The organism is Nocardia heshunensis, assembly GCF_054782115.1.
The window spans coordinates 273,014-296,899 of the sequence record NZ_BAAGTC010000020.1; the positions used below are offsets into that span (position 1 = coordinate 273,014).

At 69.2% G+C, this 23,886-nt stretch carries 22 protein-coding genes; 8 read left to right on the forward strand and 14 right to left on the reverse strand.

All coding sequences use genetic code 11. The features are described from left to right. The first annotated feature begins 82 nt into the window (after nt 1–82). Together ACYVN4_RS37470 and ACYVN4_RS37475 are read left to right on the forward strand one after the other, a co-directional pair. Nucleotides 83–772: an LppM family (lipo)protein gene (locus tag ACYVN4_RS37470; RefSeq protein ID WP_460727939.1), complete on the forward strand. Its 690-nt coding sequence runs from the start codon at nt 83–85 to the stop codon at nt 770–772. Continuing rightward, entirely contained in the window at nt 769–1,917 is a 1,149-nt protein-coding gene (locus ACYVN4_RS37475; RefSeq protein WP_460727637.1) for a glycosyltransferase family 2 protein, read from the forward strand. Before ACYVN4_RS37470 ends, ACYVN4_RS37475 begins: the two co-directional genes overlap by 4 nt. A gap of 4 nt (nt 1,918–1,921) precedes the next feature. Here ACYVN4_RS37475 and ACYVN4_RS37480 read toward each other — a convergent pair whose 3' ends face one another. Continuing rightward, nucleotides 1,922–2,734, reverse strand: coding sequence for a hypothetical protein (locus tag ACYVN4_RS37480; RefSeq protein WP_460727639.1), 813 nt, complete (start codon nt 2,732–2,734; stop codon nt 1,922–1,924). 91 nt (nt 2,735–2,825) lie between these two features. Continuing rightward, a complete protein-coding gene (locus tag ACYVN4_RS37485) occupies nt 2,826–3,824 on the reverse strand; it encodes a methylenetetrahydrofolate reductase (RefSeq protein ID WP_460727641.1) in 999 nt (332 codons plus the stop codon). A 231-nt stretch (nt 3,825–4,055) separates the two neighbouring features. Here ACYVN4_RS37485 and ACYVN4_RS37490 point away from each other — a divergent pair, with 231 nt between their 5' ends. The 4 genes from ACYVN4_RS37490 to ACYVN4_RS37505 all read left to right on the forward strand — a co-directional run bounded on the left by ACYVN4_RS37490 (nt 4,056) and on the right by ACYVN4_RS37505 (nt 9,456). Then, on the forward strand, nt 4,056–5,165 hold the full coding sequence (locus ACYVN4_RS37490; protein WP_460727941.1) for a polyprenyl synthetase family protein: 1,110 nt from the start codon (nt 4,056–4,058) through the stop codon (nt 5,163–5,165). Nucleotides 5,166–5,179: 14 nt separating this feature from the next. After that, the gene (crtI, locus tag ACYVN4_RS37495) at nt 5,180–6,793 is read left to right on the forward strand and encodes a phytoene desaturase family protein (protein ID WP_460727643.1); all 1,614 of its coding nucleotides are present in this window, start codon (nt 5,180–5,182) and stop codon (nt 6,791–6,793) included. A gap of 66 nt (nt 6,794–6,859) precedes the next feature. Continuing rightward, nucleotides 6,860–8,524, forward strand: a complete 1,665-nt coding sequence (locus tag ACYVN4_RS37500; protein WP_460727645.1) for an alpha-(1->6)-mannopyranosyltransferase A — start codon at nt 6,860–6,862, stop codon at nt 8,522–8,524. 11 nt (nt 8,525–8,535) lie between these two features. Beyond that, nucleotides 8,536–9,456 carry a phytoene/squalene synthase family protein gene (locus ACYVN4_RS37505; protein WP_460727647.1) on the forward strand — a complete coding sequence of 307 codons (921 nt, stop codon included), beginning with the start codon at nt 8,536–8,538 and terminating at the stop codon, nt 9,454–9,456. 28 nt (nt 9,457–9,484) lie between these two features. On the opposite strand, the gene ACYVN4_RS37510 is transcribed toward ACYVN4_RS37505, so the two are convergent. Then, the gene (locus tag ACYVN4_RS37510; RefSeq protein ID WP_460727649.1) at nt 9,485–9,853 is read right to left on the reverse strand and encodes an Rv2175c family DNA-binding protein; all 369 of its coding nucleotides are present in this window, start codon (nt 9,851–9,853) and stop codon (nt 9,485–9,487) included. Nucleotides 9,854–9,960: 107 nt separating this feature from the next. Between ACYVN4_RS37510 and pknB the strand changes: the two genes are divergently transcribed. After that, nucleotides 9,961–11,958: a Stk1 family PASTA domain-containing Ser/Thr kinase gene (gene pknB / locus ACYVN4_RS37515; RefSeq protein ID WP_460727651.1), complete on the forward strand. Its 1,998-nt coding sequence runs from the start codon at nt 9,961–9,963 to the stop codon at nt 11,956–11,958. A 70-nt stretch (nt 11,959–12,028) separates the two neighbouring features. Here the strand turns inward: pknB and ACYVN4_RS37520 are convergent, their stop codons facing one another. Then, nucleotides 12,029–13,417 (reverse strand): class II 3-deoxy-7-phosphoheptulonate synthase, encoded by a 1,389-nt coding sequence (locus ACYVN4_RS37520; RefSeq protein ID WP_460727653.1) that lies wholly within the window; start codon nt 13,415–13,417, stop codon nt 12,029–12,031. A 127-nt stretch (nt 13,418–13,544) separates the two neighbouring features. Here ACYVN4_RS37520 and ACYVN4_RS37525 point away from each other — a divergent pair, with 127 nt between their 5' ends. Beyond that, a complete protein-coding gene (locus ACYVN4_RS37525; RefSeq protein WP_460727942.1) occupies nt 13,545–14,054 on the forward strand; it encodes a polyadenylate-specific 3'-exoribonuclease AS in 510 nt (169 codons plus the stop codon). Nucleotides 14,055–14,230: 176 nt separating this feature from the next. Here the strand turns inward: ACYVN4_RS37525 and ACYVN4_RS37530 are convergent, their stop codons facing one another. The 10 genes from ACYVN4_RS37530 to ACYVN4_RS37575 form a co-directional block, all read right to left on the reverse strand. Next, on the reverse strand, nt 14,231–14,956 hold the full coding sequence (locus ACYVN4_RS37530) for a lysophospholipid acyltransferase family protein (RefSeq protein ID WP_379364219.1): 726 nt from the start codon (nt 14,954–14,956) through the stop codon (nt 14,231–14,233). Nucleotides 14,957–15,133: 177 nt separating this feature from the next. Further along, on the reverse strand, nt 15,134–16,138 hold the full coding sequence (locus ACYVN4_RS37535) for an ROK family glucokinase (RefSeq protein ID WP_460727655.1): 1,005 nt from the start codon (nt 16,136–16,138) through the stop codon (nt 15,134–15,136). Continuing rightward, on the reverse strand, nt 16,135–16,938 hold the full coding sequence (locus ACYVN4_RS37540) for a hypothetical protein (protein WP_460727657.1): 804 nt from the start codon (nt 16,936–16,938) through the stop codon (nt 16,135–16,137). The genes ACYVN4_RS37535 and ACYVN4_RS37540 overlap by 4 nt, the downstream gene beginning before the upstream one ends. Continuing rightward, a complete protein-coding gene (locus ACYVN4_RS37545) occupies nt 16,935–18,356 on the reverse strand; it encodes an ArsA family ATPase (protein ID WP_460727659.1) in 1,422 nt (473 codons plus the stop codon). Before ACYVN4_RS37545 ends, ACYVN4_RS37540 begins: the two co-directional genes overlap by 4 nt. Nucleotides 18,357–18,403: 47 nt before the next feature. After that, a complete protein-coding gene (locus ACYVN4_RS37550; protein WP_379364213.1) occupies nt 18,404–18,841 on the reverse strand; it encodes an SRPBCC family protein in 438 nt (145 codons plus the stop codon). A 58-nt stretch (nt 18,842–18,899) separates the two neighbouring features. After that, nucleotides 18,900–19,292 carry a polyketide cyclase / dehydrase and lipid transport gene (locus tag ACYVN4_RS37555; RefSeq protein WP_460727661.1) on the reverse strand — a complete coding sequence of 131 codons (393 nt, stop codon included), beginning with the start codon at nt 19,290–19,292 and terminating at the stop codon, nt 18,900–18,902. A gap of 32 nt (nt 19,293–19,324) precedes the next feature. Next, nucleotides 19,325–20,473, reverse strand: coding sequence for a glycosyltransferase family 4 protein (locus tag ACYVN4_RS37560; RefSeq protein WP_379364209.1), 1,149 nt, complete (start codon nt 20,471–20,473; stop codon nt 19,325–19,327). A gap of 79 nt (nt 20,474–20,552) precedes the next feature. Then, complete coding sequence (locus ACYVN4_RS37565) at nt 20,553–21,563, reverse strand: peptidase MA family metallohydrolase (RefSeq protein WP_460727663.1); 1,011 nt, start codon at nt 21,561–21,563, stop codon at nt 20,553–20,555. 33 nt (nt 21,564–21,596) lie between these two features. Continuing rightward, nucleotides 21,597–22,601, reverse strand: coding sequence for an NlpC/P60 family protein (locus ACYVN4_RS37570; RefSeq protein ID WP_460727944.1), 1,005 nt, complete (start codon nt 22,599–22,601; stop codon nt 21,597–21,599). A gap of 228 nt (nt 22,602–22,829) precedes the next feature. After that, nucleotides 22,830–23,459: a C40 family peptidase gene (locus ACYVN4_RS37575; RefSeq protein ID WP_460727665.1), complete on the reverse strand. Its 630-nt coding sequence runs from the start codon at nt 23,457–23,459 to the stop codon at nt 22,830–22,832. Between the last annotated feature and the right edge of the window lie 427 nt (nt 23,460–23,886).

The following is a 23,886-nucleotide window of genomic DNA, read 5'->3' on the forward strand; positions in this document are numbered from 1 at the left end:
CGTGCAGCCGAGTCCGAACGTGTCGACAGCAGCGGAGACGCCATTGAAAGGCCAGCAATCGCGGCGGCGACCGCGCGGATGGATGCGGCTGCTGGCCGTGGTCCTGTTCGCGAGCCTGCCTTTACTGCTGACCGGGTGCCTGCGGGTGCAGGTGTCGATGGGTGTGTCCTCCAACGACCGGGTGTCGGGGCAGATCATCGCGGCGGCCGTGCCGCAGAACGACAAGGACAAGGGCCCGCAGCTCAAGGCGCCCGACGGCCTGCAGAGCAAGGTGCGGGTCGACTCGTACGCGCGCGACGGATACGTCGGCAGCCAGGTGTATTTCGACGATCTCACCTTCGGTGAGGTGCAGCAGCTGGGCACCATGTCGGATCAGACCTCCGGCATGTTCAACCTGACCTTCAGCCGCACCGGCGACCTGGTCACCCTGTCCGGCCGCGTGGACCTGAAGAGCCTGCCGCCGCAGGGTTCCGACGTGCAGATGACCGTCGCCTTCCCGGCCCGCGTGGCCACCACCAACGGCAACCGCGACAACGATTCGCAGGTGTCGTGGAAGCTGCCGGCCGGTGAGGTGAGCACGTTGCGCGCGGAAGTCGGCTACGCCGACCCGAATACGCGCTCCTTCGCCGGGTGGGCGGGCATCGTCGGCGGCATCACCCTGGCGGTGGCCGCGGTGGTCGCGGTGCTGGCGTATATGACCCGGAACCCGGATCCGCCGGCCTACGTGCGCGCCGCCCGCTGGCTGCGCCGAGATCGCACCAAGGTCCGATGACTCGCGCGGCGAGGGCGGTGACGGCCGGTACTGCCCTCGGCAGCGCCGTCGCCGTCCTCGGCGCGGTCACCGCCCTCGCGAATCGCGTGGGGGTGCGGCAGTTACGACCGGTCGACGGGCTCGTCACCGAGCCGGTCACCGTGCTCATCCCGGCCCGCAACGAGGCCGATCGACTCCCGGGCCTGATCGCCGATCTCCGTGCCCAGCAAGGCATTTCCGATCTCGGCGTCGTCATTCTCGATGACGGCTCCACCGACGGCACCGAGGCGGCCGCGCTGGCCGCCATCGGCGACGACGACCGATTCTTCCTGTCCCGCAACGATATCGAGCCCGCCCCGGGCTGGACCGGCAAGACCGCGGCCTGTGCCCGCCTGGCCGCCCTCGCCTCCGGAGACGATGTGCTGATCTTCCTCGACGCCGATGTGCGGCTGGCGCCCGACGCGCTGGCCGCGGCGGTGCACGAATTGCGCCGCACCGGAGCCGCATTGGTCTGCCCGTGGCCCCGGCAGCTGGCAGTCTCCCCTACCGAACACTTGGTGCAGCCGCTGCTGGGCTGGTCGTGGGCCGCGACCCTGCCGGTCGCGCTGGCCAATCGCACCCGGCGGCCGTCGATGAGCGTGGCGTGCGGCCAGTTCCTGGTCTTCGATGCCGCCGCGTATCGCGCGATCGGCGGGCATGCCGCCGTGGCGGGCACCGTGACCGAGGATCTGGCCATCGCCCGGGTCCTGCGCCGCGCGGGGCGGCCCACCGTGCTGGTCGCGGCCGGTCCGCTCGCCGAAACCCGCATGTACCGCACCACGTCCGAACTCACCGAGGGCTACACCCGCTGGCTGTGGTCGGCCTACGGCGGCCGGGCGGGCAGTGTCGCGGTCGGTTCGATTGCGGCGCTGGCGTTCTGGGCACCGCCGCTGGCCGCGGTATGCGGCCGGGGACGGCTGCGGCGGATCGGCCTGCTGGGTTACGGCGCGGCCGTGACCGGCCGACTGCTGGCCCGCTCGACGGAGACCGGTACCCGTCCGACACCGGTGGATGCCCTTGCGGCACTGGCACATCCGCTCTCCATTGCCGCCTATCTGGCGCTGTCCGCCCGCTCCCACCGCGCGCATCGCGCAGGCACGCTGCGCTGGAAGGACCGCCGACTCTGACCGGTCAGGGCACCGCGGTGAGCCCGACGGTGGGCAGGAACAGGCAGGTGTTGCCGCCATTGCGGACCGTGCCGAACATGGCCGCCAGCACCGTGCCGGAGCCCGTGGTGACCGGGACCGCACGCACGCCGCCGATCGGCAGCGCGGCGGTGAAGTAGTCGCGCACGGCCTGTTCGACCATGGGGCGCAGTTCGTTCGGAACCTGCGGCGGGATCATGGCGTTGAGCACCTGGCTGATCGGGCCCATCGGAACCAGGCCGCCGCGGCCAGTGCTGAGGTTGACCCAGGCCACCTGCATGCCGGTGGTGTCGGTGCTGTCGGGGGCGATGCCGTAGGGGACGAACGCGAACATGGCCTGCCCCGCCTTCACGGCCGAAAGATCCAGGCCGGGAATGGAAACCGCATAGCGCGGCCACGGACCGGGGACGGTGCCCGCGACGGCCGGGGCCAGACCGAGGGTGGTGCCGCCGAGGCAGAAGGGCGAGGCGGTGGGGAACAGGAACGGCTGGATACCCAAAGCTTGGAGTCCGTCGACGGTTTGACCGTAGGCCGACAGCCAGTCCGAGGGTGCGGCGGCATCGCCCTTACCGGGAACGGTGGTATCCGCCTTGCCGGGCACGGTGTTTCGGTCCGCGCCGGTGATCGCCGCCAACGCCGACGCGGCCTCCGCCGTGAGGGTGATGGCCGGATCGGTGCCGGTCGGTGGTGCGGGCGCGGCGGTGGCGGGGCCCGCCAGGGTTGCCGGGCCGGTTGCCGCCAGTACGGCGCAGGCGCCGAATGCGCCTGCGACACGGACGAGGTGGTGGATCACGGACATGGTGGCTCCCCTCGAGGTCACGAGTCGAGGGGGACGCTACTCCGCTGACCAGCAAGAACCGGACATTCAGCCCGGCAAGTCGGTCAGGTGATCAGGCGTGCGCCGGCGCCGGGGACATGCTGTAGCCCAGGTTCGCCAGCACTTCGCCGGTGGCCTTGGCGAAATTCAGGGTGATGAAATGCAGGCAGGGCGCACCCTCGGCGATGAGCCGTTCACCGATCTCCGTGGCGATCTCGATGCCGACCTCGCGGACGGCCGCGCGATTCTCCTCCGGACCGTCGCCCGCAGCTTTGAGCAACCGATCCATCACCGACTTGGGCAATTCCCGGCCCGACAGCTCGACCGCGCGCTCCACGGTGCGCAGTGAGGTGATCGGCATCAGCTCCGGAATGATCGGCTTCGCGCCGTCGATCGGATCGCAGGCCAGCGCCCGATCCCGCAGGCGCAGATAGTGCTCCGGGTCGAAGAACATCTGGGTGATCGAATACTCCGCGCCCGCACGCAGTTTCGACACCAGGAAGCGGGTGTCGTCCTCGAGGTTGTCCGAGCGCGGGTGCCCCTGCGGGAACGAGGCCACACCCACGTGGAAGTCGCCCAGATCGCGGACCATGCGGACCAGGTCCTCGGCGTACTCGACGCCTTCGGGATGCTTGACCCAGTCCCCCAGCACGTCGCCCGGCGGATCGCCGCGCAGCACCAGCAGATTGCGGATACCCGAGTCCGCGTACGCGCCGACGATCGAGCGCAGCTCGCCGACGGAGTGATCGACGGCGGTCAGGTGCGCGACCGTGAGCAGGGTGGTTTCGCGCGCCAGCTGACCGGTGACCCGGATGGTCCGGTCGCGGGTGGAACCGCCCGCACCGTAGGTCATGGACACGAAGGCCGGATGCAGCCGCTCGAATTCGCGGGCGGCACGCCACAGTCGGGCCTCACCGGCGGCGTCACGTGGCGGATTGAACTCGACCGAGAACGGGATCGACCCGTCGGGACGCGGGCCCAACTGTTGGACCACGGAGCGAGTTCCGGACACATGAGGTGTGCGGGAAACTCGGCCAGGGGTCGAATATCCCCGTACATTGTCGAAACTCACGCCGACATTTTACGGGGCGCGACCGGGCCCCGGACCCCGACCTGCGGCTATCCCAGCAGGTGAGACCCGAACCGGCGATCCGGTGGCCCCGGACACACACCCGCACCGAACCGGCTCGGCGGTATGACCGATGCCCGGGGGTGGGCGGGAGCTGGGTATTGTCGGGACGAACCCCGCGCGTGGGCATGAGGCGAATGCGCCAGCCCCGCGGCACTCACCAAGGAGGCTCCTCTGTCCGCCGGACCCGGTACCCCCACCCGCCGACAGGTCGGCGCGCCCTCGCTGGTCACCGCCGTGGAGGACCGTCTCACCGCCTTCTTCCGCACCCGCGGTCCGATCGTCGAACCGCTCGGCCCGGTGTTCGTGGACGCGGCGGCGGCGCTGGAGGACTTCGTGATCCGCGGCGGCAAGCGCACCCGGCCGTCCTTCGCATGGACCGGCTGGCTGGGCGCGGGCCGCACCGCGGACGACCCGGACGCCGACGCGGTGCTCACCGCGTGCTCCGCGCTCGAGCTGGTGCAAGCGTGCGCGCTCATCCACGACGACATCATCGACTCCTCGCGCACCCGGCGCGGCTTCCCCACCGTGCACGTGGATTACGAACAGCGGCACCGGGATCAGCGCTGGGCGGGTGACGCCGACCACTACGGGGTGAGCGTCGCCATCCTGATCGGCGACCTCGCGCTGGCCTGGGCCGACGATATGACCCGCGACGCGGGCCTGCCCGCGGACGCCGCCGCCCGCTTCGCCCCGGTGTGGGCGGCCATGCGCACCGAGGTGCTGGGCGGGCAGCTGCTCGACATCCACGGCGAGTCCGCCGGGGACGAGACCGTCGAGGCGGCGCTGCGCATCAACCGGTACAAGACCGCGGCCTACACCATTGAACGACCGCTGCACATGGGCGCCGCCCTGGCCGGGGCCGGGCCCGAACTGATCGCCGCCTACCGGGAATTCGGCACCGACATCGGCATCGCCTTCCAACTGCGCGACGACCTGCTCGGCGTCTTCGGTGACCCGGCCGTCACCGGCAAGCCGTCCGGTGACGACCTGCGCGAGGGCAAGCGGACCGTCCTCATCGCCGAGGCCCTGCAGCGCGCCGACGTCGCCGCCCCGCCCGTCGCGGACCTCATCCGCTCCAGCCTCGGCACCGACGTCACCCCGGAGCGGGTCGCCGAATTGCGTACGGCCCTCATCGATCTCGGCGCGGTCGACGCCGTCGAGAAGCGCATCGGCGCGCTGACCGACCAGGCGCTGACCGCCCTGGACTCCAGCACCGCGACCCCGGACGCGAAACGTCAACTGCGCGCCATGGCCCTGGCGGCCACCGCCCGCACCTACTGAGCACGGCAGGAAGCATGAGAACCGTTGCGGGGGCGACCGATCGGGTCGTGGTGATCGGTGCGGGATTGTCCGGGCTGGCGGCGGCGCTGCATCTGGTGGCGGCCGGGCGGCAGGTGACGGTGCTGGAACGCGACGATAGGCCCGGCGGGCGGGTCGGGTCCTACAGCGGGCCGGACTACGAGATCGATTCCGGAGCAACGATTCTCACGCTGCCCGAGCTGATCGACGAGGCGCTCGGGGTGGTCGGGCAGACCCGGGAATCGGTGGGGCTGCGGATTCTCGAGATGGCACCGGCGTATCGGGCGCGGTTCGCGGACGGCTCGGTGATCGGCGTCTACTCCGATGAGGAGGAGATGGCGCAGGAGCTCGACCGCGAACGCGGGGTCGAGACCGCCCGGCGCTATCGCCGACTACGCGGCTGGCTGCGTGGCGTCTACGACGCCGAGTTCAAGCAGTTCATGGACACCAACTTCGACTCTCCGCTGGACATGGTCCGCATTCCCGAGAAGCGGGTCGCGCTGGCGAAACTGGTGCGGCTGGGCGCGTTCGGACGGCTCGGGCCGAAAGTCGGCCGGATCGTGCGGGATTCGCAGGTCGCCCGGCTGTTCAGCTTCCAGGCGCTGTTCGCGGGCATGGCGCCGAACCAGGCGCTCGGCGTCTACGGGGCCATTCCCTATATGGATACCTGCCTGGGCGTGTACTACCCCGAGGGCGGGATGCGGGCCATCGCCGCCGCCCTCACGCGCGCGTTCACCGCGGCGGGCGGCACCCTCGAGCTGGGCGCCGAGGTGATCGGCATCGACTATCGGGGCCGCCGGGCCGAGGCAGTGCGCACCGCCGACGGTCGCGTCTTCGACTGCGACGCCGTCGTGGTGACCGCCGATCTCGGCTCGCTACCGCGCTTCGGCCTGCGGCATCGGCGCGGACTGCGGGCTTCCCCGTCGGCGGTGGTGGCGCACGGCACCATTCCGGTCGAGGTGACCCGGAACTGGCCGGTGCAGGCGCATCACACCATCGATTTCGGGCGGGAATGGGACCGGACCTTCACCGAGATCGCGGCCCGGCCCGGCCGCGGGGCGCTGATGAGCGACCCCTCGCTGCTGCTCACCCGGCCCGCGCTCACCGATCCGGGCCTCTACCTCGAGCGCCCGCACCAGCACATCGACCAGGCCGGGCACCTGCGCGAGACCATGCGCTACGAGCCGCTGTCGCTGCTGGCCCCCTGCCCGAACCTGGCCGCCGCGCCGCTGGCCTGGGACGAGCTCACCCCCTTCTACCTGCGCGAACTCCTCAACACCCTGGAAGAGCGCGGCTACCAAGGGATTTCAGAGCACTTCCGCATCGACCACGTCGACACCCCGCGCACCTGGCGGGCCAAGGGCATGCTCGCCGGGACCCCGTTCTCCGCGGCGCACCTGTTCCGCCAGACCGGCCCCTTCCGCACCCGAAACCTGGTGCGGGCCCGCGCGAATGTCGTGCTGGCGGGTTCGGGGACGGTCCCCGGCGTCGGCGTGCCGACCGTCCTGATTTCGGGCAAACTAGCCGCTGCGCGCCTCACCGGTGAGGTGCGACATGCCAGTAGCGGATCACGTGACACCGGGGCGGTGGCATCGGTGCACAAGCACTAGACTGACCCGCGTCCACAATCCTTACGCGGCTGCCGCCGCCGACCTTTCCGGGGGGAAGAACCGCCTATGCCGACCCCCGATACGGACGCCGTCCTCATTCCGGACACCGCGCAGCACACCCCGGCCGCGCGGCCCGCACACGACGGTCCCGCATCGCACGGCTGGATGAGCAATGCCGCCGACTTCGTGCGCGGCCCGGCCGGTCACTCGGCCACGCTCGGATTCTTCGGTGCGCTACTTATCACCTTCGGCGGCTTCGGCGCGGGCAGCGTGCGACGCAACGATCCGCTCCTCGAGGCCATGCATCTGTCGTGGCTGCGCTTCGGGCACGGACTGGTGCTGTCCTCGGTGTTCGTGTGGATCGGCGTCATCGCCATGATCACCGCGTGGGTGCGGCTGGGGCGCATCGTGATCGGGCGTCAGCCCGGCACCGATGTGACGCTGGCCGAACTGCGCGCCATCGTCGGCATCTGGATCTTCCCGCTGATTTTCGCGGTCCCCATGTTCAGCCGCGACGCGTATTCGTATCTGGCGCAGGGCGCCATGGTGCACTTCGACATCAACCCGTACGTGTGGGGACCGTCGAAGCTGGACTCGCTGTCCCCCGCGGTCCTCGACAACGTGAGCCCGGTCTGGCTCAACACCACCGCGCCGTACGGTCCCATCTTCCTGCTGATCGGGCGCGCCATCATCTCGATCACCGGTGACAACGTGGTGGCCGGAACCATCGCGCTGCGTTTGGTGATGCTGCCGGGTCTGGCGCTGATGGTGTGGGCCATCCCGCATCTCACCAAACACCTGGGCGGCAAGCCGACCACCGCGCTGTGGCTGGCGGTGCTGAACCCACTGGTGCTCATCCATCTGATCGGCGGCGTGCACAACGAGATGCTGATGGTCGGCCTGATGGCCGCGGGCATCGCACTGGTCCTCGAACACCATCACGTGGCGGGCATCGTGGTGGTCGCCATCGGCGTCGCCGTGAAGGCGACCGCCGGTGTGGCACTGCCATTCCTGGTGTGGATCTGGATCATTCACGAACGGGAGCGGCGGGCCGCGCGCAACGAGGGCGATCTGCCACATCCGCTGCTGACCTTCGCCAAGATCAGCGCGCTGGGCGTGGCGGTCTTCGCGGCCGTGTTCGGGGCCGCGACATTGATGACCGGGCTGAAGGACCACCAGATCGGCTGGCTCTCGGCACTGTCCGGCTCCAACAAGATCATCAACTGGCTCTCGCTGCCGACCGTCCTGGCGCACATGACCACGTGGGTCACACCGCTGCAGATGGGGCCGGTGCTGAGCGTCACCCGCAAGCTGTGCGAGATCGCCATGGTCGGCATCCTGGTGTGGGCGTGGTGGCGCTTCCGCAACAGCGAAAAGGAAGCCGTCTTCGGCATTCTCGTCGCATTCGTGGCCATCGTGATCCTGTCCCCGGCCGCCCTGCCCTGGTACTACTCGTGGCCGCTGGCGCTGGCCGCCGGGTTCGCGCTGTCCACCCGGACGCTGCAGATCCTGGTCGGGCTGTGCACCTGGCTGATGCTGGTGTTCCAGCCGGACGGGTCGATCGGGCTCTACAACTGGGTGCACGTCGCGCTGGCCACCTTCGCCGCGGTCGTCGCGGCGGTGTCGCTGTGCACAGTGGATCCGCTGAAACTGCGTGCGGCACACCCGCATACCGATCATCACCCGCCGGTCACCCCGGTCGGCGGGGCGGCCGCGCCCGGCCCCGCGTGACCGGGACCGGCATGCCGCTCGACCGCGCCTACCGGGACTGCCGCCGCATCGCGGCGGCGCACGGGCGCACCTACTTCCTGGCCACCCGACTGCTGGAACCGGAGCGAAGACCGGCCGTGCATGCGCTGTACGCGTTCGCGCGGCTGGTCGACGACATCGTCGACGCCGCCGACGCACCCGGGCGGGCGACGGAGTCCGCGGCCCGGCTGGACTCGATCGAACACGAACTACGCGCCCGGCTGGTCGACGCACCGCTCGAGGATCGCGACGAGCCCCAGGACCGCGTGCTGCTGGCCGTGTCGGACACCATCCGGCGGTATTCGATTGCCGCCGAACACTTCTGGGTGTTCCTCGACTCCATGCGCATGGACATCCCCGGCGGGCCGCAATACCGCGACCGCTACCCCACCATGACGAGCCTGCGCGAGTACATGCGCGGCTCGGCGGCCGCCATCGGATTGCAGCTGCTGCCCGTGCTGGGCACCGTGGTCCCGGTGGCCGACGCCGAACCGGCCGCCGCCGCACTGGGAGAAGCGTTCCAGCTCACCAATTTCCTGCGCGATGTCGGCGAGGATCTCGATCGCGGGCGCGTGTATCTCCCCGCTGACGAATTGGCGGCCTTCGGAGTCGATGCCGAGTTGTTGTTCGAGTGTCGGGCCTCGGGGGTGACCGATCCTCGGGTGCGGCGCGCGCTGACGCATTTGATCGCGATCAATCGCGGCATTTATCGCCGGGCGATTCCGGGTATCGATCTGCTCACTCCGCGAGTGCGGCCGGCCATTCGCACGGCCGCCACGCTCTACAGCGGAATTCTCGACGAGATCGAGCGTGCCGACTATGCGGTATTCGCTCGTCGCGCAGTGGTGCCGCAGCATCGTCGTTTACGGGTCGCGGCACGCGAATTCGTCGCGGCCGGTCCCCTTCGGAACTGACCGCGACGAGTTTCGAACTATCGGTTTATCAGAACGGATCGGCGGCGGCTCGGCGGATCACCTCGCGGGCCAGCGGCCCGTGGATGGCGTCGATGGGGCGGCCCGGGAGGGTTTCGTCCTCGGTGTAGACCCACTCGAGGATTTCCTCGTCGGTGTACTTGCCGTCACGCATCACGGTGATCAAACCGGTCACGTGTTTGGCGACGGCACCGTCGGAGTCGAAGAACTCCTTGGGGATTCCGGCAACGCCGTCGCGGCGGACGGCGATTATCTGATGGTCGCGCAGCATCTGATGCACTCGCGTGACCAGCATTCCCAACTGCTCGGCCACGTCGGGCAGCGGGATCAGGGTCACCGAATCCGGCAGGACGTCTTCGCTGCATGGAAAGGCACTCACGCGGACCACGGTAGTCTGTCGCGTCGCCACCGTCGCATACCACCCCGGCGCGACTACCATCGGGTGAGCCGCGCGGGGCGGCATTCGGAAAATCGGAAGGGTTGCAGTTGATCGGCCAGATGCTGGAAGGGCGCTACCGCATCGACGCGCCGATCGCGCGCGGCGGTATGTCGATGGTGTTCCGGGGGGTGGACACCAGATTGGACCGACCGGTTGCCATCAAAGTGATGGATCCGAAGTTCGCCTCCGATCCGCAATTCCTCACCCGCTTCGAACTCGAGGCGCGCGCGGTGGCCAAGCTCAAGCACCCGTCGCTGGTCGCGGTCTACGACCAAGGGGTCGACGGTGACCACCCGTTCCTCATCATGGAACTGGTCGAGGGCGGCACCCTGCGCGAACTGCTGCGCGAACGCGGACCCATGCCCCCGCACGCCGTGCGCGCGGTAGCCGAACCGGTGCTGGCCGCCATCGGCGTGGCGCACGCGGCCGGGCTGGTACACCGCGACATCAAGCCCGAGAACGTGCTCATCTCCGACACCGGTGACGTGAAGATCGCCGACTTCGGACTGGTGCGCGCCGTCGCCGAGGCCAAGATCACCTCCGACAGCGTGATCCTCGGCACCGCCGCCTACCTGTCCCCCGAACAGGTCACCAGCGGCACCGCCGACGCCCGCAGCGACGTGTACTCCGCGGGCGTGCTCATCTTCGAAATGCTCACCGGCCGAACCCCGTTCACCGGCGACAACTCGCTGTCCATCGCGTTGCAGCGGGTCGAGAAGGACGTGCCGAGCCCGAGCCGGTTCATCACCGGCATCCCGCCGGAGATCGACGAGCTGGTCGCGCACGCCACCGCGCGCGAACCCATGCACCGCTACGCCAATGCCACCGAGATGGCGGCGGATCTGCGACGCATCGCCCGCGAACTCCAGCTACCCGAGTACCGGGTGCCCGCGCCCACCGAATCGGCCGAGCATCTCAGCGCGAAGTACCGGGTCGCGCAGGCCGCCGCGGCGCAGCCGTCCGCGCGACCCATCCCGGGCGCGGCGGACCCGACCACCCGCATGGCCGTAGACCCGCCGACCGAATACGTGCAACCGCAGGCCCAGCACACCAGAGTCATGACGGCCGCGCGCGAGATGCCACCGGAGCATCCGACCGAATACGCGCCGCCGTCGTCCAGACCACCCAACCACCCGGGCTATCCGCAGGATCTGATCGAGGATCGCGGCAAGTCGCGGCGCAAGGTCATCATCTGGTTGAGCATCGTGATCGCGCTGGCTCTGCTGCTGGGCATCGGCGGCTGGTGGCTGGGGGTCGGGAGATATTCGGCGGTGCCGTCCATCGCGGGGATGAACACCGACAAGGCGATCGCCACCCTGCAGTCCGCGGGCTTCAAGACCGACACCCGCAACAAGGCCTCCGATACCGTCCCGGTCGGCAATGTGGTCGGCACCGATCCGGCCGCCGGGACCCGCATCACCAAGGGCTCCCTGGTCGCGATCCTGGTCTCCAGCGGGAAACCCAAGGTGCCGGATGTGCAAGCGGGACAAGACGTCGCGTCGGTGAACAAGGCGATCAAGGACGCCGGGCTGACACCCGTGGACGGCGGCGAGATCGGTAGTACCGCACCGAAAGGCACTGTCGCCAAGGTGGATCCGGGCTCCGGCACCGTGCTCCCCGCCAACGCACAGGTGAAGGTCTACCGCAGCAAGGGATCCCAGCCGGTCAAGGTGCCCGATGTGCGCGGCAAGACCGAGGACGAGGCCAGAACGGCCTTGCAGAAGGCCGGATTGACCGTCAGCTCCACCCGCGACCAGTTCGACGCGAAGATCAAAGCCGGTTCCGTTATCAGCACCGACCCGGCCGCGGGCAGCACCGCCGAAAACGGCAGCGGCGTGGTCCTGGTCGTCAACAGCGCGATCGAGATGCCGAACCTGCTGGGCGCCAACGTCTCCACCGCCCGCAGCAAACTACAGGCCCTCGGTCTCTCGATCACCGTCCGTCAACTGGCGGGCAACGACAACTCGATCATCGTCTCGCAGAGCACCGCCCCCGGCGACGTCGTCGAACCCGGCTCCACCATCACCGTCGTAGCACTCCCCTAAAACCGATACTTCGGAAACGACAGAGCCCGGACCGCTTTCGCGATCCGGGCTCTTGCTGTGTCTCGGGTTCCTAGCGCAGCATCTCCGCGACCAGGAAGGCGAGTTCGAGGGACTGCTGGGTGTTCAGGCGCGGGTCGCACGCCGTCTCGTAGCGCTCTTCCAGGTTCAGATCCGAGATGTCCTGCGCGCCACCGAGGCATTCGGTGACGTTCTCACCGGTGAGCTCGATGTGCAGGCCGCCCGGGTGGGTGCCCAGCGCGTGGTGCACCTCGAAGAAGCCCTGCACCTCGTCGACGATGCGGTCGAAGTGGCGCGTCTTGTAGCCGGTGGTGGCCTCGTGGGTGTTGCCGTGCATGGGGTCGCACTGCCAGATCACCTGGTGGCCGGTGGCCTGCACCTTCTCGATGATCGGGGGCAGCACGTCGCGGACCTTGCCGTTGCCCATGCGGGCGACCAGGGTCAGGCGGCCGGGCTCGTTGTTGGGGTCCAGGCGCTCGACGTACTCCACGGCCTGCTCGGGCGTGGTGGTCGGGCCGATCTTGAGACCGATCGGGTTGGCGATCAGCTCGGCCAGGGCGACGTGCGCGCCGTCGAGCTGACGGGTGCGCTCACCGATCCACAGGAAGTGCGCGGACAGGTCGTAGAGCACCGGCTCGCCGGTGACCGGGTGCTCGCTCAGGCGCAGCATGGCCCGCTCGTAGTCCAGCACCAGCGCCTCGTGGCTGGCGTAGAGGCGGGCGGTCGACAGGTTGGGATCGTTGACGCGACAGGCCTTCATGAACGCCAGCGCGCGATCGATCTCGGCGGCCATCTGCTCGTAGCGGGCGCCGGCCGGAGACTGCGCCACGAACTCGCGGTTCCAGTCGTGCACCTTGTGCAGATCGGCCATGCCGGCGGAGGTCAGCGCCCGCACCAGGTTCATGGCGGCCGACGCATTCGCGTAGGCGCGCACCAGCCGCGACGGATCATGCACGCGCAGACCCTCATCGGCGACCAGCGAGTTCACCATGTCGCCGCGGTAGGACGTGAGACCCAGCGAATCGGTATCGGACGAACGGGGTTTGGCGTACTGCCCGGCGATCCGGGCCACCTTCACCACGGGCAGGCTCGCGCCGTAGGTGAGCACGACGGCCATCTGCAGCAGAGTGCGGATATTGCCGCGAATGTGCGGCTCGGTGTTGTCGGCGAAGGTCTCCGCGCAGTCGCCGCCCTGCATCAGGAAGGCTTCACCGCGGGCCACCTCGGCCAGCCGGAGCCGCAGCTCCTCGACCTCGGCCGGCACACAGATGGGCGGCACGGACTCCAGCACGGTGCGCATCTTGGCGGCCTGCTCGGGATCCCAGGACGGCTGCTGGAGGGCCGGGCGGGCAAGGGCGTCATCCAGACGCCGACGCAGTTCGGCGGGCAGCGGAGGAAGTTCCGGCAGGCGATCGATCGGTACGTCGACGGTCCAGTTCACGAGTTCAGAATACGGATCGGTCTTGATGAGGTGGACCACACCCAGGGCTGGGATTGCTCACACCCGGTGGTCGTATGATCAGCCCGGACCCATTCCCCGAGCTCGAGGTCAGGAGAGACCCATCTCACTGCGGTACTTTTACGATTCGGAATTCATCGAGGACGGGACAACCATCGACCTCGTCTCGCTGGCGGTGGTGTGCGAGGACGGACGCGAGTTCTACGCGGTCTCCACCGAATTCGATCCCGAGCGGGCGGGGCCGTTCGTGCGGCGCAACGTCCTGCCGAAGCTACCGCCGCCGTCCTCGCCGCTATGGCGCTCCCGCGAACGCATCCGCGAGGACCTCTACAAGTTCCTGGTGCCGCGGCCCAGCGTCGAGCCCGAACTGTGGGCCTGGGTCGGGGCTTACGACCATGTCGCGCTGTGCCAGCTGTGGGGGTCCATGGTCGACCTGCCCAACGCGCTGCCGCGCTACACCAACGAGCTGCGCCAGCACTGGGACCAGCACGGTCGGCCGCCGCTGCCGCCCATCCCGAAGGACGCGCACGACGCGCTCGCGGACGCCCGGCACAATCTGGCGAAGTTCGAGGCCATCGAGGCGCACCGCCGGATCTCCTCCGCCTCCCCGCGACTTTAGCGGGCAGCTGAGAGCCGTCGACAGTCTCGCACCCGTGCCGGCGGTCAGGTGCCGAACGAATCTTGGCCGTACCCGGTGAGTTACCCCGACCGTTGCGAAATCAGTCGGCACCTTTCATACGAAAGGCCCCGGGAGACAATGTCTCCCGGGGCCTTACCTTTGCACCTGTGGCAGGCTCAGCCGGCCATCGTCTGGGGGACGCGGTCCGCGTCGGGGCGGCTGCCCGAGGGGACGCCCTTCTTCAGGCTCGCGGCGTACACGTCCACGTACTCCTGATCGCCCATCTGCATGAGCTCGTACATGATCTCGTCGGTGACGGCGCGCTCGACGAAGCGGTTGCCGCCCATGCCCTCGTAGCGCGAGAAGTCGATCGGCGCACCGAATTTCACGGTGACCTTGCGGGCGCGCCAGCGGAACGGTCCGGGCGGGCACACCTCGTCGGTGCCGATCAGGGCTACCGGGATCACCGGTACTCCGGTCTCCAGGGCGAGGCGTGCCACACCGGTCTTGCCCTTGTAGAGGCGGCCGTCCGGGGAACGCGTGCCTTCCGGGTAGAGCCCGACCAGGCGGCCCTCACCGAGCAGGGTGCGCGCGGTGTTGAGAGCGGATTCGGCCGCGTCCGCACCGGACCGGTCGATCGGGTACTGGCCGGTGCCGGAGAAGAAGAACTTCTGCAGCCGGCCCTTGAGACCCGGAGTGGTGAAGTATTCGGCCTTGGCCAGATAGGTGATCCGGCGGGGGCTCATCAGCGGGGTGAACAGCCAGTCGGTGAACGACAGATGGTTGCCGGCCAGGATGGCCGCGCCCTTCGGAGGAATGTTCTCGACACCCTCGACCTGCGGCCGGTTGAGCAGGTGCATCAGCGGCCCCACCAAGACGAACTTCAGCAGCCAGTAGAACATTGCGTCCTTTCCCCTGTTTTCGATACCCGGGACCGGCCTCATTGCGGGCACCACCACACTCGCTTGCCTACCCTACCGCCGAGTCCATTCGGTAACCAACCGGTGGTGAGCGGATTCTCCGATGTCGGGACTTTCGTCCCGAACCGTGGAATTACCGGGCAGTAGCGAACCGGCCGGTCAGCGGTGGGCCGAGGCCGCCGAGATGCCGTTCTGTCCGGCGGGCAGCACGGCGCGGGCCAGTTCGGCGGCGCCGATCATGCCTGCCGCCTCGCCGAGCTGGGCGACGCGGATGCGGGCCAGACGGCGGTGGCGGGCACCGGTAATGGAGGCGGCGTAGTGCTCGCGGGCATCGTCGAGGAACAGCGGGGCCGAGGTGCTGACGCCGCCGGCGACCACGATCAGATCCGGGTCGAACAGGTCGCTGACGAAGGCCAGGCCCAGACCCAGCCAGCGCGCGAAGTCGGCCATCACCTCGAGGGCGACCGGATCGCCGTCCTGCGCCGCGCCCGCCACCCGGCGGCCGGTCAGGGAACCCGGGTCGCGGCCGGATTCGCGGGCCAGCACGGTGGAACGCTGCGGGTCCGTGGCCAGCAGTTCGATGGCGGTGTCCACCAGAGCGGTTCCGCTGCAATACCTTTCCCAGCAGCCGCGCTTGCCGCAGGCGCAGGCGCGCCCGTTGGGCACCACCTGGAGGTGACCGAGTTCCGGTGCGACACCGAAACTTCCGCGATACAGCTGCCCATTGATGAGTAGTGCCGCGCCGATGCCGGTGCCGATGGCGACCAGCACGACATTGCGGCCGCCCGCCGCCGCGCCGAAGCGGTATTCCGCCCACAGCGCCGCATTGGCGTCGTGCTCGAGGATCACCGGGAGGCCGAGGCGGTCGGTGAGCCGCTGCGCGACCGGGGCGTCCTCCCACGGCAGATGCGGGGCGAAACGCACGGTGGCGCGGTCCTCGTCCACGAAGCCCGCCACCGCGAGACCCACCGCACTGATGGTGTGCCGGCCACACAACTCCCGCACCGTGCGGGCCAGACCGTCCTCGAGCGCCCGCGCGGAATGCGGGGTCGGGGCGGTCACGGTGTCGAGCACCTCGCCCGACCCGTCCACCACGGACGCCCGAATATTCGTGCCGCCCACATCGATTCCTACGGTCAACGGCACATCCTCACCGCCCCTCATGCCTTGATGGTCACGTCGATGGGCACGTACTTGGCGCGCCGACCACCTCCCGGCCGCGATGCGCGACCCGACGCCGGACCGGTGGCCTGCGCATCGGAAGAACCGGCGGCGGGTGCACCCGCCGCGCGGCCGGAGGGATCGTCGGTGGGTGACGCGATCGGCGGCCCGAATGGCCGCGAGTCGGCAGCGGGGTCCGAGTCGGACTGCGCGGCGGCGGGTCGACGCGCGGCGCCCGGACCGTGCCCCAGGGGGTCTTCCGAGTCCTCGGCGGGAGCACCGGAATCATTGTCACCGTGCTGGTTTCGCGCGGCGGCGCGGCCCTGCGCACCGGCCAGGAAGCGAGTGAACACGGCGGCGAGACTCGCGGCGGGGCCGGGCGCGTGGCCCGACGGCACGGATTCGTCCGCGTCGGCGAACGGCAGATCCGTTGTCTCGGAAGCGTTTGCGGCATGCGCGTACTGATGCCAAGCGTGATATTCCGGGGAATCCGGATCCAGTTCGGGCGGGATCACCGGCTCCACCGGCACCCCCGCGAGCGCCTCGCGCAGCACGGTGACGATGGCGGTGCCGTGTTCGGCGATGGCGGCCACCACATCATGGTGTTCGCCGCGCACGATGGCCGCGGCCGCGCACACCGGACACCAGCTGCAGCTGTTCCATTCGGTGCGCCCGTCGGAGGCAGTGCGGCGCAGCACCGGTTCGACGCGTTCGAGCACGGCCTCGGCGAGCAGCCGCAGTTCCTCGGCGAATTCGCCGAGGTTCTCGTCGGGGTGCCCGGGACGCGGGTGGGTGGTGGTCATTTCGGCCAGACCTGGGGGTCGGGCCGGAAGCGGATGACCAACTGGTCGCCGTCGAGCTCGGCGGCCTCGACCGTACACCGCCGCAATACCGGGGCCAGCCGCATTCGCCGCCGGACCCCGTCCGCTCCCACGATCAAATCGTCCTCCACTCGTCCCAGCCGCAGCGTCGACGGATCGACGATCGGCAGATGCATGCGCATCGCGAACACCGAGTGCACGCCGGCCCCCGACTCGAGCCGCACCATCGGCTCGGCGGGGACGGGCAGCACACCGTCCGCATCTGTGCCAAGCATAGGGATCGGACGCCATCCCACCCAGTTACCACTCGCGTCCACCGCATAGGACAAAGCGCACAGTGAGCTCAGGCCCACCGGTTCGGCCCCGGCATGCCCCACGACCTGCACCGGAACATCCCGCAGCCGCTTGCCCAGCTCGGTCACCACGTCGAGTTGCTCACCGCGACGGTTGAAGTACCACTGCACCGCCGGATGCGGGGGTGCGACCGGATCGGCGTCCGGCAATTCCGGCAGCACCTTGTTCACCAGCACGGCATCCAATCGGATACCCAGCAGCGCGGCCGCCGAACGCACCCGCGCCGACTCCGCGACCGCCACCTGTTCGGCGGCGGTGACCAGGCGCGCGCCGGTGCGGCTCCGATCCACGAGCAGATCCCGAGCCGCGGTGACCGACTGCACGATCTGCTCGATGGTCACCGCCAGCACGGCCTTACGGAAGTCGGTGCCGATCGCCTCCATGGTCCGGGAGTGCGCGGGCCAGACCCGTTCCAGGTAACCGAGGACCGTGTCGGGCGCGGTGACGATGCGCAGCATGTCCGCCGACGGCGGGCAGTCCACCACGATCACATCCCAGCGGGCGTCCTTGGCGAACTGCGTGATCTCCAACAGCGCCAACAGTTCCTGCACCCCGGGCAGCCCGGTCAGCTCGGCGGGATCCAATGCCCCCAGGTCGAATCCGTGCTCATGCCCGGCCCCGGACGCCATGATCAGCACCTGCCGGAACCGATCCTCCAGCAGCGCAAGCGAATCCACTTCGATCACATCGAGTGTCGCGGCGGCAGCGAGCACATCGCCCCGCGGCACGGACTGCGCCTGCCAGGCGGTCGCACGTCCATGCTCGACACCGCCGAATCCCGGCTCGCGGCCACCGAATTCTGTTGCGACGCTGTCGAATCCAGGCGGTGAGTAATTCTGCTCCGCAGGCTGGAACATGGGCAGTGGGATGCTGGCGACGGCGGGTTTGGTGCTGCCGCCGTGGCGCAGACGGAAACCCAGGGCGTCGCCGAGGGAGTGGGCCTGGTCGAGGGAGGCCAGCAGGACGCGCTGGCCGGTGCGGGCGTAGGCGAGGGCGGTCGCGCACGCCAGCGTGGTCTTTCCGACACCCCCCTTGCCGATGAACAACTCGACGCGGGTGGCGGGGCGCGGCGAGCGGTCGGTACCGCCGGGACTCAGCCTTCGACCCGTTTCTTGAGTTCCTTGAGGGCGGTATCGGTGATGACCTTCTCCGCTTTGCGTTTGAACATGCCGATCATCGGGATGTTGAGGTCCACGGTCAGCTCGTAGACGACCTGGGTGGTGCCGTCGGGCAGGGCGATCAGTTCGTAGGTGCCGTCCTGCGCCTTCTGCAGGTCACCGGCGACCAGGCTCCAGCTCACCGCGCGGCCGTCGGGCCGCCACGTGTAGGACAGCGTGTAGGTGTCCTTCACGACCCCGGCGTCGAGGGTGAAGCGGGCGGTGCGGGCGCGGCCGTCGGGGAGCTTCTCCAGCACTTCGACCGAGCGGGCCGCGGCGACCCATTCCGGATACGACTCCAGGTCGGCGATGACCGCCATCACTCGATCCGAGGGGGCGTCGATCACGATCGACCTCTGAGTTCGATCGGCCATGGGCGGCAACGCTTCCTTTCAAGCCATTGGAGAGGTGTGGGCGCGCGGGAGCAGTCGGTCAGTGCGCGGCGGCGGGGGCGACCCCGGCCTTGCGTCCGGCCTCGAGCCGGGCCTTGATCTCGAAGGACATGACCTTGCCCGCGACGCGGCGGGTCCGGTTGACGGCCAGCAGGTCACGCCCGGACAGACCGGCGATGCCGCCGCGCGGTTCGGCGTGCATGAAGAAGTGCATGACGACGCCGTCCAGCATGGGCTCCAGCCAGACCTCCATGGTGCCTTCCGCGCCACCGCTGACGGTCCAGCGAATTCCCTTGTCGGCGCGGTCTTCCCGCACCTGCAACTGCAGGTCCGGGAACCACTTCCGCCAGCGGGCACGATCGGCCAGCACCTCGGCCACGGCCTCACCCGGCGCGGCGACGAAGGTCTGATCGGCAACCTGGATACTGCTCACGCGGCTGAGCCTAGCGCAGGACGGGAATCGTCTCAGACCCGCGCCGACCGGGTACCGGCCAGCAGTTCCTGTAGTCGCTCGCCCATCAGGTCCCAGCGCCACTGCTGCTGCACCCAGGCGCGACCGGCCGCGCCCATGGCCGCGGCTGTGTCGCGGTCGGAGAGGATGTCCACGATGGCGTCGGTGAGCGACTGGATGGAGCGGCCGTTGACGACGCGGCCGGTCTCGCCCTCGCGCACGGTTTCCGGGGCACCACCCGAATTGCCCGCCACCACCGGCACTCCGGTGGCCGAGGCTTCCAGGAAGACGATGCCCAAGCCCTCGACATCGAGACCGAAACCACGGGTGCGGCACGGCATGGCGAACACGTCGGCGAGCGTGTGGTGCGCGGCGAGCTCCTTGGACGGGACCCGGCCGGTGAACACCACGTCGTCGGACACGCCCATGGCCGCGACCAGGGCGCGGAGTTTCTGCTCGTAGGGTCCGCCGCCCGCGATCACCAGCACCGCGCCGTCGATGCGCTTGCGAATCTCGGGCATGGCCGCGATCAATGCGTCCTGTCCCTTGCGCGGCACCAGCCGCGACAGGCACAGAATCGTCGGCCGGTCCCCCAGCCCATACCGCGCGCGCAGCTCGGCACGGGCGGCTGGATCCGGCTTGAAGATCTCGGAATCGACTGCGGGCGGCAGATATTCGAGCGCCGACTGGGCACCGAACGCGGCCGCGAACCGTCCCCGCGTGTATTTACTGACATAGGTGACGACATCGGTGTGATCGCCGATCACCCGCAGCGCCTGCCGCGCGCCGGGCAGCATCGACCAGCCGACCTCGTGCCCGTGCGTGGAGGCGATGATCCGCTCCGCGCCCGCCCGCCGCAGCACCGGCGACATCAGCGCCAGCGGCGCGGCCGCCCCGAACCACACCCGATCGCAGTGCTCGTCACGCATCAGCTTCTTGGCCCGGCGCGCCACCAGCGGCGTCGGCAGCATCAGCGTGGTGGGATGCCGCACCACCTGAAACGGCTGCTCGGCATCGAACTTCCAGTGACTGTCCCCCCGCCACCGCGGCGCGTACACCACCAGTTCGTCGGCGGGCAGCCTTAACGCGAGCGCATGCAGATACGACTGAATCCCACCCGGTCGCGGCGGGAAATCATTGGTAACCAGCAACGTTCGCCCCATGCCGACAAACCTACTGCACCGAGCCCCGCCACTCCCCCCACCCCGAAACCTCGCACCCCGAGTCCCGGCGGGTCGAGTTCTATGCGCCTTCGGCGGTGCGGGTGGAGATCCAGCCGCGCCAGGCGGTGACGAAGTCGGTGTAGCCGGTGGCGAGGGTATCGCGGAAGGCGGTGTCGAGGGCGGCGCGGTCCTTCGGGCCGGCGGCCAGCACGTGGTAGAGGTCCACGAGTTTCGGGTCGCCGTAGTGGTCGGCGACGAAAGCGCAGACCGACCAACCCTGTTCGTAGGCGAGGGAGGCCTGGCCGCTGGCCGGTTCGAACAGGGCGTCGGTGGGGAGGTCCGCGGGGAGGTCGCCGGTGCGGGCGCGGGTGGTGAGGGTGGGGGCGATCCGGCTGACGGGCTCGTGCAGGCCGCGGTGCGCGGTGTACTCGGCCGCGCCCTCGAGCATCCACAATGGGGAGCCGTCGACGGTGATCTTGCGGGTGGCCATGTGGGTGAGCTCGTGCCGCAGCACCGAGCGCAGGCCGTCCGCGCCCAGGCGGCGACCGGCCTCCGGACCGAAAACCACACGCTGACCGGTCAATTCGGCCCCGGGGCGAACCGGGTCGACGACGGTGGAGGCGGCCACTTCGGCGGGCACGTCACCGACCGCACGGGTGAGGGCGGCGAATTCGGCTGGGCTGGAAGCCACCACGACGACGGGCGCCTGATTCCACTGCGGCCCCCACAACGAGGTCACGGCGTTGGTGGCCGCCGCGAGTTCGTTGGCCAGCGTGTCGATGTCGGCGCGCTGCCCGGCATGCCCGAGCACCACTCCGACCCGATCGGATCCGGTGGCCACCGTCTCCGCGACCGGCTTGCCGTAATACTCCATCGTCCGCTTCACCACCGGCACCTGCGGATCCGAGGCGGTGAGCCCGCCGGAGTCCGGGCTCGGCACCACCGCTCGCAGCGTCGGCAGCACCGAGTTCGGCAGCATGAGCAGCGCACCGCACGCGGCGGTCAGGCCGGTGACCATGACCAGGGTGAGCACGAACTGGAATCGCCGGCGCGCCGACAGCCAGCCGCGCACTCGCCGCAAAGCGCTCATCGCCACCTCATGCTCATGCGCGGTTACTGCTGGTCAGAACCGGCGCGCCGAATGGAACGGGGTGGAGCCCATCGGCGCGACCTGCACGGGAACGCCGAATGTCGAAGCGTGCAGCATCAATCCGTTGCCGGCGTAGATGCCCACGTGTGAGATGTCGGAATAGAAGAAGACGATATCGCCGGGCTGCAGATCCTTCTCGGCGACGGGCGTGCCGAAGTCGGATTGCTGCTGGCTGGTGCGCGGCACGTTCTTGCCGACCTGATGGAACGCCCACTGCACGAGGCCGGAGCAGTCGAACTGGTCGGGACCGGTCGCGCCCCAGACATAGGGATCGCCGACGCGGGTGAGTCCGGCGGCCAAGGCACTGGTGCCGGAGCCGGGGACCAGGCCCCTGAGCAGGGTGTCGCGATCGAAGCCGGGCGGGAACATGGAGCCCGCGAGGGCAGACTTGTCACCGGCGGAGAGCTGACCCCAGGCGGCGATGACACCGGCCATGGAGCCTTGCAGCGCAGCGCGTTTGGATTCCAGGTCGGTGCGGATCGCGTCGGCGGCGGTGCTGGCGGCGCGAGCGGCGTCGGCGGCGGTGGTCGCGATGTTCTGCGCGGCGGCGGCCGCATCGGTGGCCTTCTGGTACTGGCTCAGCTGCTCGCTGGTGCGCGCGCCCACCAGATCCACGATGGACATCTGGTCGAGCAGCTGCTGCGGTGAATTGCTCACCAGTAGCGAGGTGAGCCGGTTGGTGCGGCTGCCGAGCAGGGCGGAGGTGGCCGCGCGGTCGACGACCGGTTGGTAGCGGCTGATCTCGGCCTTGGCCGCGTCGAGCGTGGCGGTGGCGTCGGCGGCCTTCTTCTCCGCGGTGGTCTGCGTGGCGACCTTGGCGTCCAGGTCGGCCTGCGCATTGAGCGCCTGCTGATTGAGCTGTTCGGATTGCCGCGACAGGTCGATCAGCCGCTGCACTGCTTCCCCAGCAGTTGTCGGTGCGGAGACCGGGTCGGCCATCGCGGGTCCGAGACCCAGGGTGCCGTAGGTGCCGACCATGAGCGCGCCTACCGTGAGGGCTCCACCCACCAGTCGTTTCGCATGATGACTGTGTGTTCGATGAGGTCGCTGTTGCGCTGCCACCGTTGGTGTCGTCCCGTTCTCTTACCCCGAGCTGGTCAAGAAGGTCTCGATAAGATTACGAAACGGCGACCGGTTGTGTCCAGCAGGCCACGGAACCATTACGGACGCCGTTTCGAAATCAGCCCTCGAGCAGGGCGGGAGGTTCTAGATTCGGACCGCGCCCGCGAACGGCATCGAGGCGATCGAGGCGACCTTCACCGGCTGACCGGAGGTGGACGCGTGCACCACATTGCCGTCACCGATGTAGATGCCGGAGTGGCTGCCGCCGTAGAACGACACCACGTCGCCCGGCTGCAGATCGTCGTAGGACACCGGCGCGCCGGCGTTCGCCTGCTCATAGCTGGTGCGCGGCAGGCTGATTCCGGCCTGTGCGTAGGACCACTGCACCAGACCGGAGCAGTCGAAGGCGTTCGGGCCGGAGGCGCCGTAGACGTACGGGTCACCCAGGCGGCTCATGGCGGCGTCGACCGCAGCCTGGTGCACGCTGTTCTGCGGGGCCGGGGCGGCCGGGCCGGGGCCCTGCGGGGTGACGATGCCCGGGATCTCGGGGATGTTCACCGGGATGGACGCGGGCACGCCCGGAATGGCCGGAAGCTGGATCGAATCCGGCACATCGAAGACACCGACCGGAGTGTTGACCGGCTGGGCCATCGCGGGGGTCGCGGGCAGCAGCAGCGCACTCAGCGTGGCAGCGCCGACGGCTCCGGCCGCTGCGGCACGGCGCGCGGTGCGCTTGATGCCCCGGGCCTGTCGCTGGGAGGAGGTGGTCGCCATGGTGAGGTACTTCCAATCTGCCCCGCGACGCCGTACCCGGTGGTACGTCGGACTCCGCGAGGTCTCAGGAAGATTACGAGGACATAACGGTGCTTTGTAAAGCCGAGCCGGTCGGTCCGTGACTCGAAATTGTTACGCGGTCCTATTTCGGTGCGACTAACGTCACAGCAATCACGAAACGATAACAGCGGCCGTTTTTGCGAGAGCGTCCCAATGGCTACCGGCGAGTAGGAAGCGGCCACCGAAGGCCCCCGCGACCTGGACGGATTCCGAATAACACAAGGTCAGAGCCATGGGCTCCGACCTGGGAGTCTGCGACACGCTCGAGCGACACGCCCGACAGCGGGGCAGCAGGGCAGCACGCGGCGGGCGGCGAACCGGACCAACCGGCCCCTTCATCAAAATTGATCCACAATCCGCATTAATG

Bases quoted from the DNA above. Each gene is read 5' to 3' on its own strand.
- ACYVN4_RS37505 (WP_460727647.1), top strand. From the start codon at position 8,536: ATGCCGCTCGACCGCGCCTACCGGGACTGCCGCCGCATCGCGGCGGCG.
- ACYVN4_RS37550 (WP_379364213.1), bottom strand. From the start codon at position 18,841: ATGGCCGATCGAACTCAGAGGTCGATCGTGATCGACGCCCCCTCGGAT.
- ACYVN4_RS37570 (WP_460727944.1), bottom strand. From the start codon at position 22,601: ATGGTCGGCACCTACGGCACCCTGGGTCTCGGACCCGCGATGGCCGAC.
- ACYVN4_RS37565 (WP_460727663.1), bottom strand. From the start codon at position 21,563: ATGAGCGCTTTGCGGCGAGTGCGCGGCTGGCTGTCGGCGCGCCGGCGA.
- ACYVN4_RS37575 (WP_460727665.1), bottom strand. From the start codon at position 23,459: ATGGCGACCACCTCCTCCCAGCGACAGGCCCGGGGCATCAAGCGCACC.
- ACYVN4_RS37500 (WP_460727645.1), top strand. From the start codon at position 6,860: ATGCCGACCCCCGATACGGACGCCGTCCTCATTCCGGACACCGCGCAG.
- ACYVN4_RS37535 (WP_460727655.1), bottom strand. From the start codon at position 16,138: ATGAGGGGCGGTGAGGATGTGCCGTTGACCGTAGGAATCGATGTGGGC.
- ACYVN4_RS37540 (WP_460727657.1), bottom strand. From the start codon at position 16,938: ATGACCACCACCCACCCGCGTCCCGGGCACCCCGACGAGAACCTCGGC.
- ACYVN4_RS37530 (WP_379364219.1), bottom strand. From the start codon at position 14,956: ATGTTCTACTGGCTGCTGAAGTTCGTCTTGGTGGGGCCGCTGATGCAC.
- ACYVN4_RS37470 (WP_460727939.1), top strand. From the start codon at position 83: ATGCGGCTGCTGGCCGTGGTCCTGTTCGCGAGCCTGCCTTTACTGCTG.
- ACYVN4_RS37560 (WP_379364209.1), bottom strand. From the start codon at position 20,473: ATGGGGCGAACGTTGCTGGTTACCAATGATTTCCCGCCGCGACCGGGT.
- ACYVN4_RS37475 (WP_460727637.1), top strand. From the start codon at position 769: ATGACTCGCGCGGCGAGGGCGGTGACGGCCGGTACTGCCCTCGGCAGC.
- ACYVN4_RS37480 (WP_460727639.1), bottom strand. From the start codon at position 2,734: ATGTCCGTGATCCACCACCTCGTCCGTGTCGCAGGCGCATTCGGCGCC.
- crtI (WP_460727643.1), top strand. From the start codon at position 5,180: ATGAGAACCGTTGCGGGGGCGACCGATCGGGTCGTGGTGATCGGTGCG.